The sequence below is a fragment of the Donghicola sp. XS_ASV15 genome, assembly GCF_041224595.1.
Lineage (GTDB): Bacteria > Pseudomonadota > Alphaproteobacteria > Rhodobacterales > Rhodobacteraceae > Donghicola.
Map to the genome: position 1 here is coordinate 108,951 of NZ_JBGFGN010000157.1, position 16,249 is coordinate 125,199.

At 60.3% G+C, this 16,249-nt stretch carries 17 protein-coding genes; 5 read left to right on the top strand and 12 right to left on the bottom strand.

Annotated elements, in window-relative coordinates:
- The first annotated feature begins 9 nt into the window (after nt 1-9).
- The 3 genes from AB9K37_RS14975 to rsmA are packed head-to-tail and all read left to right on the top strand — an operon-like array spanning nt 10 to nt 3,046.
- Complete coding sequence (locus AB9K37_RS14975) at nt 10-1,227, top strand: peptidylprolyl isomerase (protein ID WP_369840336.1); 1,218 nt, start codon at nt 10-12, stop codon at nt 1,225-1,227.
- Nucleotides 1,224-2,207: a 4-hydroxythreonine-4-phosphate dehydrogenase PdxA gene (pdxA, locus tag AB9K37_RS14980; RefSeq protein ID WP_369840338.1), complete on the top strand. Its 984-nt coding sequence runs from the start codon at nt 1,224-1,226 to the stop codon at nt 2,205-2,207. Before AB9K37_RS14975 ends, pdxA begins: the two co-directional genes overlap by 4 nt.
- Nucleotides 2,204-3,046 (top strand): 16S rRNA (adenine(1518)-N(6)/adenine(1519)-N(6))-dimethyltransferase RsmA, encoded by an 843-nt coding sequence (gene rsmA / locus AB9K37_RS14985; RefSeq protein ID WP_369840340.1) that lies wholly within the window; start codon nt 2,204-2,206, stop codon nt 3,044-3,046. The genes pdxA and rsmA overlap by 4 nt, the downstream gene beginning before the upstream one ends.
- A gap of 56 nt (nt 3,047-3,102) precedes the next feature.
- Here the strand turns inward: rsmA and AB9K37_RS14990 are convergent, their stop codons facing one another.
- From AB9K37_RS14990 to AB9K37_RS15015, 6 genes are all read right to left on the bottom strand, one after another.
- Nucleotides 3,103-3,834 (bottom strand): DUF4167 domain-containing protein, encoded by a 732-nt coding sequence (locus AB9K37_RS14990; protein WP_369840342.1) that lies wholly within the window; start codon nt 3,832-3,834, stop codon nt 3,103-3,105.
- 209 nt (nt 3,835-4,043) lie between these two features.
- Nucleotides 4,044-4,880: a peptide chain release factor N(5)-glutamine methyltransferase gene (gene prmC / locus AB9K37_RS14995; protein WP_369840344.1), complete on the bottom strand. Its 837-nt coding sequence runs from the start codon at nt 4,878-4,880 to the stop codon at nt 4,044-4,046.
- Nucleotides 4,877-5,932 carry a peptide chain release factor 1 gene (prfA, locus tag AB9K37_RS15000; RefSeq protein WP_369840346.1) on the bottom strand — a complete coding sequence of 352 codons (1,056 nt, stop codon included), beginning with the start codon at nt 5,930-5,932 and terminating at the stop codon, nt 4,877-4,879. The genes prmC and prfA overlap by 4 nt, the downstream gene beginning before the upstream one ends.
- Before the next feature lie 31 nt (nt 5,933-5,963).
- On the bottom strand, nt 5,964-6,392 hold the full coding sequence (locus AB9K37_RS15005; RefSeq protein ID WP_369840348.1) for a DUF1499 domain-containing protein: 429 nt from the start codon (nt 6,390-6,392) through the stop codon (nt 5,964-5,966).
- A 29-nt stretch (nt 6,393-6,421) separates the two neighbouring features.
- The gene (gene speB, locus AB9K37_RS15010) at nt 6,422-7,390 is read right to left on the bottom strand and encodes an agmatinase (protein ID WP_369840350.1); all 969 of its coding nucleotides are present in this window, start codon (nt 7,388-7,390) and stop codon (nt 6,422-6,424) included.
- A gap of 11 nt (nt 7,391-7,401) precedes the next feature.
- Nucleotides 7,402-8,565, bottom strand: a complete 1,164-nt coding sequence (locus AB9K37_RS15015) for a M20 aminoacylase family protein (protein ID WP_369840352.1) — start codon at nt 8,563-8,565, stop codon at nt 7,402-7,404.
- 63 nt (nt 8,566-8,628) lie between these two features.
- Here AB9K37_RS15015 and mazG point away from each other — a divergent pair, with 63 nt between their 5' ends.
- Both mazG and AB9K37_RS15025 read left to right on the top strand, forming a co-directional pair.
- Nucleotides 8,629-9,447 carry a nucleoside triphosphate pyrophosphohydrolase gene (gene mazG / locus AB9K37_RS15020; RefSeq protein ID WP_369840354.1) on the top strand — a complete coding sequence of 273 codons (819 nt, stop codon included), beginning with the start codon at nt 8,629-8,631 and terminating at the stop codon, nt 9,445-9,447.
- A gap of 79 nt (nt 9,448-9,526) precedes the next feature.
- Nucleotides 9,527-10,540, top strand: coding sequence for a Fe(3+) ABC transporter substrate-binding protein (locus AB9K37_RS15025; RefSeq protein ID WP_369840356.1), 1,014 nt, complete (start codon nt 9,527-9,529; stop codon nt 10,538-10,540).
- Nucleotides 10,541-10,617: 77 nt separating this feature from the next.
- On the opposite strand, the gene AB9K37_RS15030 is transcribed toward AB9K37_RS15025, so the two are convergent.
- From AB9K37_RS15030 to AB9K37_RS15055, 6 genes are all read right to left on the bottom strand, one after another.
- On the bottom strand, nt 10,618-11,604 hold the full coding sequence (locus AB9K37_RS15030) for a hypothetical protein (protein ID WP_369840358.1): 987 nt from the start codon (nt 11,602-11,604) through the stop codon (nt 10,618-10,620).
- A 21-nt stretch (nt 11,605-11,625) separates the two neighbouring features.
- Complete coding sequence (locus AB9K37_RS15035) at nt 11,626-11,832, bottom strand: hypothetical protein (RefSeq protein ID WP_369840360.1); 207 nt, start codon at nt 11,830-11,832, stop codon at nt 11,626-11,628.
- Between the two features lie 160 nt (nt 11,833-11,992).
- On the bottom strand, nt 11,993-12,550 hold the full coding sequence (locus tag AB9K37_RS15040) for a membrane integrity-associated transporter subunit PqiC (protein ID WP_369840362.1): 558 nt from the start codon (nt 12,548-12,550) through the stop codon (nt 11,993-11,995).
- Between the two features lie 2 nt (nt 12,551-12,552).
- Nucleotides 12,553-14,658, bottom strand: a complete 2,106-nt coding sequence (locus AB9K37_RS15045; protein WP_369840364.1) for an MlaD family protein — start codon at nt 14,656-14,658, stop codon at nt 12,553-12,555.
- Nucleotides 14,645-15,310 (bottom strand): paraquat-inducible protein A, encoded by a 666-nt coding sequence (locus AB9K37_RS15050; RefSeq protein ID WP_369840366.1) that lies wholly within the window; start codon nt 15,308-15,310, stop codon nt 14,645-14,647. Before AB9K37_RS15050 ends, AB9K37_RS15045 begins: the two co-directional genes overlap by 14 nt.
- Entirely contained in the window at nt 15,307-15,927 is a 621-nt protein-coding gene (locus tag AB9K37_RS15055; protein WP_369840368.1) for a paraquat-inducible protein A, read from the bottom strand. Before AB9K37_RS15055 ends, AB9K37_RS15050 begins: the two co-directional genes overlap by 4 nt.
- Nucleotides 15,928-16,249 lie beyond the last annotated feature (322 nt).

Below are 16,249 nucleotides of genomic sequence, written 5' to 3' on the forward strand. Positions count from 1 at the left end.
AGAGGGACAATGCGCAACCTGCTGCTACTTTCTGCGACCCTTCTTTCGCTGATGCCGACCCTTGGTCCGGCTCAGGGACTGTTTTCTCCTGTTATCCGCGTCAACGAAGACGCCGTCACCGGTTACGAGCTGAACCAGCGGATTACGTTGCTGCGGGCCTTTGGCACGCCCGGGAACATCCCCCAACTGGCCGAAGAGCAACTGATTGACGACGCCCTGAAAGTTCAGGCGGCGGCACAGATGGGCATCACCGTCACCCCCGAAGAGATCGAGGGCGGCATTGCTGAACTGGCCAGCCGCGGTCAATTGGCCCCTGACCAGTTTCTGGCCAACATCACAGCCAGCGGTGTTGATCGTGCAACGATCGAAGCTTTTGTAATTCCGGGTCTGGTTTGGCGCCAAGTGGTGCGCCAACGGTTCTCGGGGCAAACGAACGTGACCGAGGACGAGATTGATCGCGCAATGGCGCTGACCGGTTCTGGCGGTGGTCTGCGCGTTCTGCTTGGCGAGATCATTTTGCCCGCGCGCCCTCAGGTGCCCGGCGAAGTTGAACAAGCGACCCAGATCGCAAACCGCGTCACAAAAACCACCTCCCCTGCTGAGTTTTCGGCAGCAGCGCGTCAGTATTCGGCAACCGCATCGCGCCAATCCGGCGGCCGGATGCCTTGGATGCCGATCACTCAGTTGCCCCCTATCCTGCGCCCTCTGGTCTTGTCACTCGGCATCAATGAGGTAACGCAACCCATTGAAATACCGAATGGTATTGCCTTGTTCCAGCTGCGCGGCATCGAAGAAACCGAGTCCACTGCGCCCGAATACGCAGCGATCGAGTACGCTCAATACCTGATTCCCGGCGGTCAGAGCCAAGCCGCGTTGTCGGAAGCCGCGCGCATCAGTGGCACAACCGACTCGTGCAACGATCTGTATGGCGTTAACAAAGGTCAGGATCCGGCCCGTCTGGAACGCACCAGCTTGCCCCCCGCGCAGATCCCCAGCGACATTGCAATCGAGCTGTCGAAGCTGGACGAAGGCGAAACCAGCACCGCTATCACCCGCAACGGCGGTCAGACTCTGGTTCTACTGATGATGTGTGGCCGCACCGCTGCAATCAACGAAGAGGCCAGCCGCGAGGATGTGGCCAACAACCTGCGCAACCAGCGCCTTGCGGCATCTGCAGACAGCTATTTGGGGCAACTCAAGGCTGACGCACGGATCGTTCGTCCATGACACTGGCACCGATTGCCCTGACCTGCGGTGAGCCCGCAGGTATTGGCCCCGAAATCGCGGCGCGCGCCTGGGAGACCTTGGGCGCGCGTTTGCCCTTCTTTTACATCGGCGACCCACGGCATCTGCCCTCTGGTACGCCCGTGACCGAAATTCACAACCCGATGGATGCGCTTCATGCCAGCGCGACCGCCCTACCCGTGCTGCGCCACGATTTTCCCGCAGACAACACATGGGGCGAACCTGACGCACAGAACGCGCATGGCGTGGTCGAGGTCATCGCCCGCGCCGTGAAACTGGTACAAGACGGTCAGGCCAGCGCGGTTTGCACCCTGCCGATCAACAAGCACGTCCTGCAATCGGGTGCCGGCTTCGCCTATCCGGGTCACACCGAATATCTGGCGGCTTTGGGCGGTGTGGACCGCGTTGTGATGATGCTCGCCAGCCCAGAGCTGCGGGTCGTTCCGACAACTATCCACATCGCACTGGATCAGGTCGCGACCGAGCTGACCCCCGAACTTCTGGAAGAAACCATCTGGATCACGCACCGCGCGCTGTTTCAGGATTTTGGCGTTGAAAGCCCTCGGATTGCGGTCGCGGGCCTTAATCCCCACGCTGGCGAGAACGGCGCGATGGGCCGCCAAGAGCTCGAGATGATCACCCCCTTGCTCGACAAACTGCGGGCCGAGCGTTTGGATATCGCAGGGCCTCTATCCGCCGACACCATGTTCCACCCCGCCGCCCGCGCGCGCTATGACGCTGCAGTCTGCATGTACCACGACCAAGCGCTGATTCCGATCAAGACGCTGGCCTTTGACGCCGGTGTGAACGTGACCCTTGGCCTGCCGTTCATCCGCACCTCGCCGGACCACGGCACCGCCTTTGACATTGCGGGACAGGGCCTTGCCAATCCCGCCAGCACGATCGCCGCGCTAGAAATGGCCCGCGACATGGCCATCGCCCGTGCAGGAGCCAAGTTATGAGCGCCATCGACAACCTGCCTCCGCTGCGCGAGGTTATCGCCACACACGAGTTGAACGCCCGCAAATCGCTGGGTCAGAACTTCCTTTTGGATTTGAATCTGACGTCCAAGATTGCGCGCCAAGCGGGCGATCTGACGGGCTGCGATGTGCTGGAAATCGGCCCGGGCCCGGGCGGTCTGACACGCGGCCTTTTGGCCGAAGGGGCGCGCCGTGTCTTGGCCATTGAGAAAGACAGCCGCTGTATCCCCGCACTGGCCGAAGTCGCCGCAGCCTATGACGGCCGCCTTCAGGTGATCGAGGGCGACGCGCTCGAGGTGAATCCGCTAGTGTACCTGACCCCGCCAATCCGCGTGGCCGCCAACCTGCCCTACAACGTCGGGACCGAGCTTTTGGTGCGCTGGCTGACGCCGCAGCAGTGGCCGCCGTTCTGGACCAGTCTTACCCTGATGTTCCAGAAAGAGGTCGCAGAACGGATCGTCGCGACACCGGGCAGCAAAGCCTATGGCCGTCTTGCTATTCTAGCCCAGTGGCGGGCCGACGCGCGCATCGTGATCAACTTGCCGCCCGAAGCGTTCAGCCCGCCGCCCAAAGTCTCTTCGGCTGTCGTGCATCTGACCGCTCTGGAAGAGCCGCGCTATCCCGCCGACCCTTCTGTCCTGAGCCGTGTGGTCGCCGCCGCGTTTAACCAGCGCCGCAAGATGCTACGCGCTAGCCTCAAGGGGGTCGCACCGGACATCGAAGATCGGTTGCTGGCCGCAGGCATCAAGCCTACAGAGCGTGCCGAGCAAGTCAGCCTAGAGGGTTTCTGCGCCCTCGCCCGTGAAATCAAAAAGACCTGAGAACGCAAAAGCCCCCGAAATTCGGGGGCTTTCTTCATTCTGGATGCTTGAGCGCCTTATTCGGCGGCCGCAGGGGTGTCGCTCGAAGAGTCGCCTTTGGGGGCATCGCCGCCCTCGGTGTCTGCCTTCTTGGCCCGAGGCTTGCGCGGCGCGCGCTTTGGCTTGGGCTTCTCTTCGCCTTCTGCCTTGTCAGCCGCGGGCTTTTTTGCGCGTGGCGCGCGGGGCTTGCGCGCGGGCTTGGGCTCTTCGGCGGCGGGCTGCGCTTCGGATGCTTTGCTTTCCGGTGTTTCAACCAGACCGTTGTCCGCATCGTCGCTGTCAGCATCTGCCTCCACCGTCAGCCCTTCGGACTTGGGCTGCTCTGGCGCAGCTTCAGCGGCTGCGGGTGCTGCGTCCTCGGGTTGGGTCTCGGGCTGCTGGTCATTGCCGGACTCAGCGTTTTCGCGCTCGCGGCGTTCCTGACGCTCTGCGCGTTCGCGGTCTTTTTCGGCCTGACGCTCGCGCATTTCGCGCTCTTGCTGCTCGCGGCGCGCGTCGATTTCACGCTGCGCTTCGCTGAGCATGCGCAGGTAATGTTCAGCGTGCTGCTGGAAGTTTTCGGCCGCCACGCGGTCGTTGGACAACTGCGCGTCCCGTGCCAGCTGATTATACTTTTCGATAATCTGCTGAGGAGTGCCGCGCACTTTGCCTTCGGGTCCCGAACTGTCGAAGACCCGATTAACAATATTGCCCATCGAGCGGTTGTTGCGGTTCGATTTGGACCGCGACCGTGATTTGGAAGATCTCATAGGTTTTGCTGTCCAGCCTTCATTGGCCTTGTGCTCTGGACCCTGCCGCCTTTTGGGCGGGGATCCGCGAGCAGGATTATTTTTTTGGCTTAACATCGCGGGGGCAGCTGTAACCGCACCAGCCTGCGACTACACCTGAGTAATCACTTTGACCCAGTTGTTGCAAGGCCAAAGCGCGAATTTGGGGTCTTAAACCTGCGAAAAATCGCCTAAACCTGCTCTTTTATTGCCGAAACGACACGATCATGGCCATTCAAGTCTTGATGAACGGTCACTTTGGATAACCCTGCCCCCTCAAAAATAGCGGAGACTGCGGGTCCTTGGCGGTAGCCGATTTCCACCAGCACGCGCCCCATCGGCGCTAGGTGTGTCATCGCGCCCGCCGCAATAACTGTATATGGCGCCGTCCCATCCGCGCCGGGGGTCAACGCCAGTTCCGGCTCGTGCAGACGCACTTCGGGCGACAGGTCATGCATTTCGGCGGCATCGATGTAGGGCGGATTGGAAACGATCAGATCAAACGCCCCCTCGACCGCATCAAACCAATCGGACTGTTCAAAGTCACAGCGCGCCTCGACGCCCAAACGCACCGCGTTCTCGCGCGCGACGTCCAAGGCTCGTTCGGACAGGTCCACCGCCACGCCGCGCGCCTCGGGACTCTCGGCCAAGAGTGTCAGGGCAATGCATCCGGTCCCCGTCCCCAAATCCAGAACCCGCGCAAACGGTTGCTCCAGAACCAGAGAAATCAGCGTTTCGGTTTCTGGTCGGGGGTCAAGTACATCGCGGGTGACTGTGAACCGGCGGCCATAGAAATCGCGCCCACCGGTCAAGTGGCTGACGGGCTCGCGCGCGGTACGGCGTGTGATCAGGGTGTAGAACGCGTCGGCCTGCACGGGGTCCAAAGCGTCGTGCATCATCAAGATCAAGCGTCCAGCGTCCACGCCAACCACATGGGCCAGCAAACGGCGCGCATCGACCGCAGGATCAGGCACACCCGCAGCGCGCAGTCGCGCGATGGCCGCGGTCAGCGCCTCTTGCAGGGTCATCCGTCCAGCTCAGATAGCAGGGTCGCCTGATGGTCAGAGATCAGCGCGTCGATCACCTCGTCCAGATCGCCCTGCATGATTTGATCCAGCTTATAGAGCGTCAGGTTGATGCGATGATCGGTCATTCGGCCCTGCGGGAAATTGTAAGTCCGAATGCGTTCGCTGCGATCCCCACTGCCGACTTGGCTCTTGCGGTCAGCGGCGCGTTCCGCGTCCGCCGCTTGGCGCTGCATATCGAAGAGACGTGTTTTCAAAACCTGCATCGCGATTGCGCGGTTCTGGTGCTGGGATTTCTCGCTGCTGGTGACGACAACGCCCGTGGGGATGTGGGTGATCCGCACCGCCGAGTCGGTCGTGTTAACATGCTGACCGCCCGCGCCAGAGCTGCGCATGGTGTCTATCCGTAGATCGTTCGCGTTGATCTCAATATCCACGTCTTCGGCTTCGGGCAGAACAGCCACAGTCGCCGCCGAGGTATGAATGCGCCCGCCACTCTCGGTCTCGGGCACGCGCTGAACGCGATGCACACCGGATTCGAACTTCAGACGGGCAAAGACACCCTCGCCTTTGACGTTCGCGACGACTTCTTTGATGCCGCCAAGCTCGGTCTGCGCCATCTCTAGGATCTCGAACTTCCAGCCGTGGCTTTCGGCGTAGCGCTGGTACATGCGCAACAGATCGCCCGCAAAGAGGCCCGCCTCGTCCCCGCCCGTGCCCGGACGAATTTCGATGATCGCCGGTCGGTCGTCCGCCGCATCGCGCGGCAACAGGGCCAAGCGCATCCGGTGCTCCATCTCGGGCAATTGCGCCTTGAGCTCTGGCAGTTCCTCTTCGGCCAGTTCCTTCATGTCGGGATCGGCCAGCATAGCCTCGGCCTCGGTCAGATCGTCGAGCAAGGTTTTGTAATCGCGGATCTCGGCAACGACCGGCTTGAGCTGTGCATATTCACGGGACAGCTCTGCGATCTCGTCGTTGAAATCTCCCGAAGACAGCTTGGCCTCTAGGAATTCGTACCGCTGTACGATCTGTTCGAGTTTTTCATAAGGTACCATGCCGCCTAAGTTTCCCAAGGCTGCGCTTTCGTCAAGTGCCCTCGGGGGTCAGTTGCGAAATCCACCCCTCGACCCGTGCCTTGTTCACGCCGAAATCAGACTGCCCAAAGCGCAGCCGACCGAACAGAATCACGCGATCCTCGGCCGCAGTGATGGTCGTGTAATCGGGAAATCCCCAAAAGGCCGAGCGGGTGATATAGGTCACGCTACTCTCTTCGACCGCGCCAGCCAGCCGCTCGGTGCGCGGGGTCGACAGGGCGATGCGATCCAGTTCAGCAAGGGAGGCGCTGGGATCGTTCACAGCCACAACGCGAATAGCTGCGCCCTCTTTGTCCTCGTCCTTGGTGAAGGTCAGCGCACCGTGCCAGCGGGCCGGGTCACTTGGGGCCAGCCGCACCCACGCCATCAGGGCCGCAACAGCGACGAGGGCTAGGACAAGGATGAGAAGTCCGATCTTCATGGGGGCTGGCTCCTTTGTTTCTGAACAACTTAGGCGGCCTTGCGCCGCGTCCAACACCAAAGGGCCAGAATTTCCATCGCCACATGGGCGCCCGCGATGGCCGTGGCTCCGGTCGTATCGAACGGAGGAGAGACTTCGACCACGTCACCCCCCACCAGATTGATCCCAGCAATGTCCCGCAGAATGATCGAAGCTTGGCCGCTGGTCAGACCGCCCCAGACCGGCGTGCCCGTGCCCGGTGCAAAAGCAGGGTCTAGGCAGTCGATGTCAAAGGTCAGGTAGGTCTGGTTGTCACCTAGGATATCCTTGATCTTTTTCGCAACGGCGACAGGACCGGTTTCATGCACCTCGCGGGCGTCGATGGTCGGCACGCCAAGGTTATCTTCGTTCACCGTACGGATGCCCACCTGAACGCTGCGTTTGGGGTCGATCAGCCCCTCTTTAACCGCTTTGTAGAACATGGTCCCGTGGTCGATGCGGCTCATGTCATCGTCGGCCCAAGTGTCCGAGTGTGCATCAAAATGCAGCAGCGACAGCGGCCCGTATTTCTCGGCATAGGCGCGCAAGATCGGGAAGCTGATGTAGTGATCACCGCCCAATGTGATGCTGGCCGCACCTGCGTCCAGAATGCCCTTGATATGCGTGGTCAGTTTACCCGGAAAGCTGGGAGTGTGCGCGTAATCGAACGCCAGATCGCCATAATCCACGACCGCGAATTCCGACAGCGGGTCAAAGCCCCAACCATAGGGCGGATCATAGGGTTGCAGGGTGCTGGCCTCGCGGATCGCGCGGGGGCCAAGGCGCGTGCCCGTGCGGTTCGTCACCGCTTGGTCGAACGGCACGCCAGTAATGGCCACATCCACACCGGTCAGATCCTTGGTGTACTGGCGGCGCAAGAAAGATGTCGCACCGCCGAACGCATTCTCGTACCGCAGCCCGCGCGGGTTCTTTTCAGTGAACGCCGTATCAACCTGTTTCTTTGCGTCTTCGAGCGCCATGATCAGTCCTTTCAGGTGCGGGGCTGGCCGGTTTCGACCAGACGGACAAAATAGCTGGCCCCGATGGGCGCGATCTCGTCATTGAAGTCAAAGGCAGGGTGATGGCAGACAGGCCCGTCCCCTTGGCCCAGAAACAGGTACGCACCGGGGCGCGCCTGAAGCATGTAGGCAAAATCCTCGGCCCCCATTTCGCGGTCAATGCTGTCATCGACCTGCGCGTTGCCAACCACGTCTCGCGCCACATCTGCAGCAAAGGCCGTCTGCGCGGCGTCATTCACCGTTGGGGGATAGTCGCGGAAGTAATCCAGTTCAGCCTCGACTCCATACGCAATCGCCTGCCCTTGCACGATTTCTGTCAGGCGGCGTTCGACCATGTTCTGTACATCCGGGTCAAAGCTGCGAACCGTCCCGTTGATGTAGGCGGTGTCGGGGATGATGTTCTCAGCGCTGCCGGTGTGGATTTGCGTGACCGAAACCACCAAATCATTCAACGCATGATGGTTGCGGCTGAGGATCGTCTGGATCGCCGTCACGATCCCGCAGGACGCCACCACGGGGTCCACACAGGAATGGGGCTGCGCGGCATGGCCGCCCTTGCCTTTGACGTTAATGGTAAAGGTGTCCACAGCGGCCATGATCGGACCGGGTGTCGTGACCAGATGCCCCTCGGGCACATTGGGCGCATTATGCAGGGCAAAGACACGAGCGATATCGAACCGCTCCATGATGCCTTCTTTCACCATGACGCCCGCGCCGCCGCCATCCTCTTCGGCCGGTTGGAAAATCAGCGCCACACGGCCCGCGAAATTCCGTGTCTCGGCCAGATACCGCGCCGCCCCCAGCAGCATTGTGGTGTGGCCATCGTGACCGCAGGCGTGCATCGCGCCCTCAACTTGGCTGGCGTATTCTGCGCCCGTCGCCTCTTTGATAGGCAACGCGTCCATGTCCGCACGCAGCCCCATGGTCGGGCCGCCGCCTGTGCCATTGATGATCGCGACAACACCGCTGGTCGCAATCCCCTCGTGGATTTCGTCGGCACCGAATTCCTTTAGCTTTTCAACGACAAAGGCCGCTGTCTTGTGGCAGTTGAACCCCAGTTCCGGCATCTGGTGCAAATGGCGGCGCCACGCGGTCATTTCGGGCGCGTAATCTGCAATTCGGTTAATGACGGCCATCACTGGACTCCTTTGGCGTGGGGCGGCACCTTGGCACCAAATCTGAAACTGAAGAGACACGCAATGCCCCACGATCCGATCCACGACCTGAGCGGGAACGCACGTCTGCGCGAAATTATGCGACGTTTGCGCGACCCTAAAAACGGGTGCCCTTGGGACATCGAACAAGGCTTCAAGACCATCGCGCCCTACACCATCGAAGAGGCCTACGAGGTCAGCGATGCCATCGAGCGCGAGGCATGGGACGAGCTGAAGTCGGAATTGGGTGATCTGTTGTTCCAGTCTTACTTCCATGCCCAAATGGCCGAGGATGCGGGCCTCTTCACCCACGAAGACGTGGTGAACGCGATCAGCGAAAAGATGATCAGCCGCCATCCCCATGTCTTTGGCGACGAAAACCGCGATAAATCTGCTGAACAGCAGACCGTCGACTGGGAGGTGGTCAAAGCCGCAGAGCGCGCTGCCAAGAAACAAGATGGCGTGCTGGACGATGTGGCACTGGCCCTGCCCGCCCTGCTCCGCGCGGTCAAACTGCAAAAACGCGCGGCAAGGGTGGGATTTGACTGGCCGGAAACCACCATGGTTCTGGACAAAATTCAGGAAGAGTGCCGAGAATTGGTCGAAGCCAAGGACACGCTAACACAAGCCGAAGTCAAAGAGGAAATGGGCGATCTGCTGTTTGTCATGGCTAATCTGGCCCGACATCTGGGGGTCGAACCCGAGGAAGCCCTGCGCGACACCAACGCAAAATTCACGCGCAGATTCCGCAGCATCGAGGCCGCACTGGCCGAGATGGGCAAACGGCCAGAAGACAGCACCTTGGAAGAAATGGACAAACTCTGGGACGCAGCCAAAGCAGAAGAGAAGGCTGCAAAATCATAACAGACTATTCCTATCAGGTATTGACCCGACTTATTTTGTCAGATTTAAACCCGCTCAAATTCGTTGCGAGGAGGACGTTATGTTCGCACATGTAAAAACCTCTCTGATGGCAGGCGCTGCTGTCTTGGCCGCCGCCCCCGTTCTGGCCCAAGAGGTCAACGTTTATTCCTATCGCCAGCCCGAGCTGCTCCAGCCTCTGCTGGATGCGTTCACCGAGGAAACCGGCATCGACGTGAACATGGCCTATCTGGCCAAAGGGATGGTCGAACGCCTGCAGGCCGAGGGTGATCGCACCCCAGCCGATTTGGTGTTCACCGTAGACATCTCGCGCCTGTCGGCGGTTGTGGATGCGGGCGTGACCCAGCCGATCACCACCGACTACCTGCAAGAGCACGTGCCCGCGCAGTATCACGATCCCGATGGCCACTGGTGGGGCCTGACCACCCGCGCCCGCGTGGTTTACGCGTCCAAAGACCGTGTCGCGGACGAAGATGTCACCACCTACGAGGATCTGGCCGATCCCAAGTGGGAAGGCCGCATCTGCACCCGTTCGGGCACACATACCTACATGCTGGCGCTGACCGCTGCGATGATCCACCACCACGGCGAAGACTACGCTAAAGAGTGGCTCGAAGGCGTGAAGTCCAACCTTGCTCGCAAACCCGAGGGCAACGACCGCGCGCAGGTCAAAGCGATCTGGGCCGGCCAGTGCGACATCAGCCTCGGCAACACCTACTACATGGGTCAGATGCTCGAGGATGCAGAGCAGACCGAATGGGCGAACAGTGTGCGCCTGCTCTTCCCCGAGTTTGAAAACGGCGGCACCCACGTGAACATTTCGGGCGTGGCGATGACCAAAGCGGCCCCGAACAAGGAAAACGCCATCAAGCTGATGGAATTCCTGACCTCGCCGGCAGCCCAAGAGCTTTACGCCGAAGCAAACCACGAATACCCGATCGCACCGGAAAGCACTCCGACCGATCTGGTCAGCAGCTGGGGTACCTTTACCGCGGATGACGTGAACCTGATGACCCTAGCCGGTCTGCGCGACGACGCACTGCGCATCACGCAAGAAGTCGACTTCGACGGCTAAGCCCTGTCACACTCCAAAATGAAAACGCCCCGCAATTCACGTTGCGGGGCGTTTCCTATTCTACTGTCCTAAGTGGGTTAGGCAGCCTGAATGTCCAGCTTCACGAGGGTCTGGTTCAGCAGGATGTACGCGATCTCGCCAAAGGTCACGGGGCCGGTAAAGGTGCCGGTCGATTTGCCTTCGAGCTCGCCATAGAGGTAGTTCAGGATGCAGTTGCAAGAGTACTGACCTACACCGCTATCGCCAAGGTTGGCCGCAAAAGTGCCTGCGTAATCGCTGATGGGCGCTGCCAGCTGGTATTCGACGCCGGGCATGACGGGCGCGTAGAATGCCACGTTGCCATTGTCGGTATCCACGGCCTGAACCGCTACGTTGACGAGTGCGCCGGCATAGTTTGCGACCAGCGGCAGGCGAGTGTCGATGTTATTCTCGGTCAGGTATTGGGCAAAGTTCACCTCACGGCCTTCGACGACAGCAGTGGTCGCAGCAAAGCCTTTTTCCTGGAAGGTGAAGGTGGTGCCAGCGTTGTGGCCCTGGTCAAAGATGTTGACGATGTCGGTGTTAACTTTCGCACCTGCGGGCAGCGCGATGTGCAGGCAAACAGCGCCGTCTTCGACCGCGATTGCAGTTGCGCCGTTGAAAACCATCGGCTTGGCAGTGCCCAGTTCGTCCAGATGCACGCCCGAAATCCAGCCGACCAGCGGCTGCGCGAACAGCGCGCCCATGCTGGGTGCTGCTTCTGCAAAGGTGGTGTGGGTGTTCGAGAAGGCCGGGATCAGTACGACGGTGAAGCCGCCTGCCTTGTAGCCACCCGCGATGTCATTCAGCGAGCTGGCATCCTGCTGGCGGACTTCGGCGTCTACCACATCCTCAAAGGTGGTGCAGAATACTTTGTCACGCACAATCGCGCCGCCGGTCTCGGTCACGAAGTAAACAGAGGTGCCGCCAATCCATTTACCAGCGGGCAGCTGAGCCAGCAGATCTGCATCGCCTGCGACAGTCATCACGTCACCAGCTGCGATACGCGCAGATGCCTCGGCTACGGTCAGGAATTCGTTCTTCATAATTTTTCTCCGAGGACAGGATTAGATGTTGGCGAGGTCAGCAGCAGCAAAGTCGTTCAACTGCGCGAACTCGGTCAGTTCTGCGACTTTTTGCGAAAGCGATGAGGGGTCGCCCGAGACTTCGGTGCGCAGACGACCAACGGTGATACGGGTCGCCAGCGAAGCTCTCGAAAGGTCACTGGAGCTAAGTAGAATTTGCTCGAGCTGAGCGGGGGCAGGCACAGACATATTTGTTTCCTTACGGTTTCGCCGGATACTCGGCAGTCGTTCTCAGACTGCGTGTGCGTTAGGCGTACCGCATAGGAAATGCTCAGCGCAGCCCATCTGAGGTATCACTGCGCCGTGAAATCGGGTGCAAGCCGATCCAATTGGATAGGTTTTTAGAGCGTCAGAGCGCCTTTTGAGCAATCTCTGCTGCAAGATTGGCGATTGCACGGGCCCGCGCGTCGGCGGCCTGTGCAGGACCAAAGGGTGCAGACACCGGCTCTTGGATGTCAAAAAGAACTGCGCGGTCCCTGCCCCGTCCTTCGCTGTCGACAACGAAATACTGCCCTGCGATCTGGAACTGGTTGTCCGATCGCGCCAGCATATCCGTAAATCTCACATCGACGCGTCCTGAAGCATAGGCGTCAAACGGCCACGGTTCTGGTGCGACCGTTGCGCCCGTGATCAGCGACAGGTGACGAGACAGCGCCAAGGTCACAGCCCGCGCCGGATCATCCGCCCACAAAAGCGATGCGCCCGACGTAATGGTTCCGTCCGCCTGTTGGATGCTGATCTCTTCGGCGCCGGCATAGGTGGGCAAGCTCACCAAGCGCATCTCGAGCGAGGGAAAGCTGGTACGCACAGACACATCGCTGTCAATTTGCGGCGTTGCCAACCTGACTTCGGGGGCTGTGCAGGCAGCCAAAGCTACCAGTGCGAGGATCGGAAGAGCGTTGGTCATATTTAGCGTCCCAGAATAAGTGAGTTGGGTTTGCGTTCAATCGTTCGCGCAAGGCCATCAATGGCGCGCATCGCTTCGGTCAAGGCGCGCAAGGCGGTGCGGGCATCGCGGTTGATCTGCGAATTACCATCGTAACCGGTCAGCGTCGCTTGGGCCTGCGTAATCAGCGTGCCGAGACGATCCACAAGGCTAGGCAGTTCGTCGGTCGCACGCGCGACAGCATCCGCCGCATCGCTCGCGGATTGCAGTGTCGTGTTCACATTGGCGACGGTCCCCCCTTCGCGCAGGTCACGCAGAACCGCGGCAACTTCGGTCAGGGTCTGCGACAGGTCTGCGGGCAATTGGCGGGCCTGCGGCGTGTCTATCAGGCGATCCACAGCCTTCAGCAGTTCCGACAGGTCTACGGTCAGCTGATCAATCGGCACGGTCTCAAGTTTGGCGATTACGCCGTCCACACGCTCGACCAGTTGCGGCACCCCGTCGATCGAGGCATTCGCCCGCTCGACCGTCCCTTGCAGCGAAACTAGCGTGTCGCTCAAAGTCGCAACCATCTGCGCTTCGTTGATCTGTTTGAGAGTGCCGTTCAACTCGGTCGCCACGCCGCCAAGTTGGGCCAGCAAAGTGCTCAACTGATCAGGAACCGCTTGCACTTGATCCGACCCCACCAGCCCGCGGATATCACCCAGCAGATTGCGGATGTCTTTGGGTGTCGACTGAGTGTCCTCGTTCGCGATCAGAGAGGTCGCCCCGTTCAAGAAGTCGATGGCAGACTGCAACAGCTGTTCGATGGGCAGGTTGTTAACGCGGTTGAACATGTCTTCTGCGGTCGCGGCCACGTCGGTCAGTTCCGGGGGCGCGGTCGGGAAAACAGGATAAGGTTCAGCGTTCAGGTCAAGGGTTGCTGCTGGCGCGCCTTGCAGCGTGACCAGCTCAACCTTCAGACCACCCGTCAGCAAAGAGGCATTTGTCAGGCGTGCCCGCATTCCGTCGGCAACACTCTGTTGCAGGAATTCGATTGGATCCATGCCGTCTTCACCAAGACCCAGCCGTTCGGGCTGCAGCGCCATGGTCGCCAGCAAACGCACACGGTTGTCGCCAAAACGGTCAGGGTCCACAAGGCCGGTCAGGTTGGTGATACGTCCCACGCGCAGGCCACTCAGCTCGACGGGCGCATCGGGGCGCAAACCCGATACGTTATCATCGAACACCAGCGTCAGCTCGAACTCGGGCCCTTCGGCGCGCGAGAACAGGCTGGCACGTGCCTCGGTTTCATCGTCGAATAGATCGTATCGGTCTCCTTCCTGCGCGGGCACACCACCCGACGCAGCCGTGTCAAAGGTGATCCCTCCAGCAATCAAGGTCGAGATGGTGTCGAAATCCACCGACGCGCCCTCTGGGCCGAAGCTGAGCGAGAAGCCAGAGGCATTCCAGAAGCGCGTGGTCGAGGTGATCAGCTTGTCATAGGGCGCAAAGATCACAGCATCCGCCAGCACGGTAGAGCCATCATTCCCGATCCGCGACGGGCCTATAGCACCCACTTCGATGCCGCGAAACAGGATCGGGGAATCGCCGCTGAGTCCGTCCTCACCTACAGCGCGCATGGTCAGACGCAGGCCCTCTTCACCCGGTCTGAGCAGGGGCGCTGTATCAAGACCGTCGAAGGCGAACTGCGACTCGCCTACAGTGCTATCCCAATCACCCTCGATGAAAACACCCGACAGAACGGTGTCGAGGCCGGTCACACCCCGCGTGGTGACTTCGGGCCGGACGACCCAAAACACCGCACCGTCATCCACATATTGCGCGACCTCTTTGTCCAGACGGACTTCGGCGGTGACATTCTCCATGTCGCTTTCCAAAGTCAGGTGCTCGACCAAACCAACGGTCACATCGCGAAACCGTATCTCGGTCTCCCCTGCCCGAATGCCGGACGCATTGGAAAAGGTAATCTCGATCAGCGGACCGCGAGACTGCCAGTGGTCCCATGCAATCGCCAGCGCGATAATCAAAGCGCCCAAAGGGACCAGCCAGACGACCGATGCGCGCTCCCACAGACTGGTCCGCGCGCTTTCAATGGTGACAGAGGTGGGGGTGTCAGTGTCGCTCAAGATGGGGGTCTTTCTTGGTAGGATCGTTTGGGGCGGGGTCAGTGTCCCATATCATGCGGCTGTCAAAGCTTTGTGCTGACAGCATGGTAAAGATCACCGACAGGGCAAAGGTCAGCGCCGCTGGCCCCGGAGAGATTTGCGCCGCCGCATTCAGCTGCACAAGCGCAGACAGGATCGCGACGACAAAGACGTCGATCATGGACCAACGCCCAATGTATTCGACCAGTTCATAAAGGTGCTGGCGCCCATGCGCTGACAGCTTCGCTTGCCGATTCACTGAAAACGCCAGATAGGCGATGGCCCCGAATTTCGCGACCGGAATCCCGACAGAGGCGATCAGAATGATCAGCGCAACGGGGATATCGCCGTGGTGGATCAAGTCAAAAGCCCCTTCGACGATGGTGGACTCGGACTCCATCACCAGTGTTCGGGTCTTGAGCATCGGCTCGAGGTTTGCGGGGACGTAAGCCATGACGCCCGCGATCCACCACGCCCAAACCTTTTGCAGAGACTTGGTGTCTCGCGAATGCAGGGTGTGCCCGCAGCGATCGCATTTATGCCCTTCAGCCTCGATCGACCAGACGGCCCCGCAACGCGTGCAGGCAAGCATGCCACGGCTGCGCGCCGAGGGGATATCAGAGTGATCGCTCATGACCGCTTTTCCAGAGCGTTCCAGACTGACCAACGACACATCATATTGTCCTGCAGCAGCACCACGATCACCAGCACGCCCATCATCCAAAAGGCCGAACCCAAATGGACCTGCGCCAGCGCGGCCACTTTGACCAGCGCCACGCCGCAGCCCAGAACAAAGATTTCGGCCATAGACCAAGGTTTTAGCGCCTCGAACAGGCGAAAGGCCTTGGCCGCTCCGCGCGCGGGCGCCCTGCCCGCCACCATCGGCCCCAGCACATAGAGCGTCAGGATCATGCGCATCATCGGCACGAGCACGATCAGCGCACCGACAGCCACCGACAGGACAAAGAGCGGATCGTCCGAAAACGCGAGCACCGCGTCCATCACAGATGTCTCGTTATGAAACCCAGCGCGGCTGATCTGTAGAAACGGCAAAAAGAGCGCCGCAATCACGAGGATCAGGTTCGTCACGGACAGGGCCAGAATGCGGATAAAAGCATTGCGGCGCGGCGCGATCAGCACCGTCCGGCAGCGCGTGCAGACCGCGCGCTCCCCGAACTCGGGGGTATGCTGCACATAGAGCGCATCACAATGGGGACAGACGATGTACCCCGATTGCTGTGAATGCGACATTCCGGTGACCCTCTGGCGATGTGGAACTCGTAACAGACGCTCCTATACTTGTAATTGCAATGCAGCAAAACAAGCCTTCGTGGTTGCGTCTATGAGACCTTGTGCCGTGCTCGCCGCGCAACAGGCCACACGCGGCGCTCGATGAGCGAAAAAATAGGGGGTGCCGAAACACCCCCTAGGTTCGCGGAACCGGGCTCATTATTATGTACCGCCCGTTCTAGTTTTTGCCTGCGTCCCAGTTCGCGTTAAGGAGCGAACGCATCCGCTCCGGAACGCCAGTTTGTGGGTCGTTGCCCATCACCGCGCAGCCCATTCGGGGGGC

Coding starts and splice junctions, on each gene's coding strand:
- AB9K37_RS14975 (WP_369840336.1), top strand. CDS start 10: ATGCGCAACCTGCTGCTACTTTCTGCGACCCTTCTTTCGCTGATGCCG.
- pdxA (WP_369840338.1), top strand. CDS start 1,224: ATGACACTGGCACCGATTGCCCTGACCTGCGGTGAGCCCGCAGGTATT.
- rsmA (WP_369840340.1), top strand. CDS start 2,204: ATGAGCGCCATCGACAACCTGCCTCCGCTGCGCGAGGTTATCGCCACA.
- AB9K37_RS14990 (WP_369840342.1), bottom strand. CDS start 3,834: ATGAGATCTTCCAAATCACGGTCGCGGTCCAAATCGAACCGCAACAAC.
- prmC (WP_369840344.1), bottom strand. CDS start 4,880: ATGACCCTGCAAGAGGCGCTGACCGCGGCCATCGCGCGACTGCGCGCT.
- prfA (WP_369840346.1), bottom strand. CDS start 5,932: ATGGTACCTTATGAAAAACTCGAACAGATCGTACAGCGGTACGAATTC.
- AB9K37_RS15005 (WP_369840348.1), bottom strand. CDS start 6,392: ATGAAGATCGGACTTCTCATCCTTGTCCTAGCCCTCGTCGCTGTTGCG.
- speB (WP_369840350.1), bottom strand. CDS start 7,390: ATGGCGCTCGAAGACGCAAAGAAACAGGTTGATACGGCGTTCACTGAA.
- AB9K37_RS15015 (WP_369840352.1), bottom strand. CDS start 8,565: ATGGCCGTCATTAACCGAATTGCAGATTACGCGCCCGAAATGACCGCG.
- mazG (WP_369840354.1), top strand. CDS start 8,629: ATGCCCCACGATCCGATCCACGACCTGAGCGGGAACGCACGTCTGCGC.
- AB9K37_RS15025 (WP_369840356.1), top strand. CDS start 9,527: ATGTTCGCACATGTAAAAACCTCTCTGATGGCAGGCGCTGCTGTCTTG.
- AB9K37_RS15030 (WP_369840358.1), bottom strand. CDS start 11,604: ATGAAGAACGAATTCCTGACCGTAGCCGAGGCATCTGCGCGTATCGCA.
- AB9K37_RS15035 (WP_369840360.1), bottom strand. CDS start 11,832: ATGTCTGTGCCTGCCCCCGCTCAGCTCGAGCAAATTCTACTTAGCTCC.
- AB9K37_RS15040 (WP_369840362.1), bottom strand. CDS start 12,550: ATGACCAACGCTCTTCCGATCCTCGCACTGGTAGCTTTGGCTGCCTGC.
- AB9K37_RS15050 (WP_369840366.1), bottom strand. CDS start 15,310: ATGAGCGATCACTCTGATATCCCCTCGGCGCGCAGCCGTGGCATGCTT.
- AB9K37_RS15055 (WP_369840368.1), bottom strand. CDS start 15,927: ATGTCGCATTCACAGCAATCGGGGTACATCGTCTGTCCCCATTGTGAT.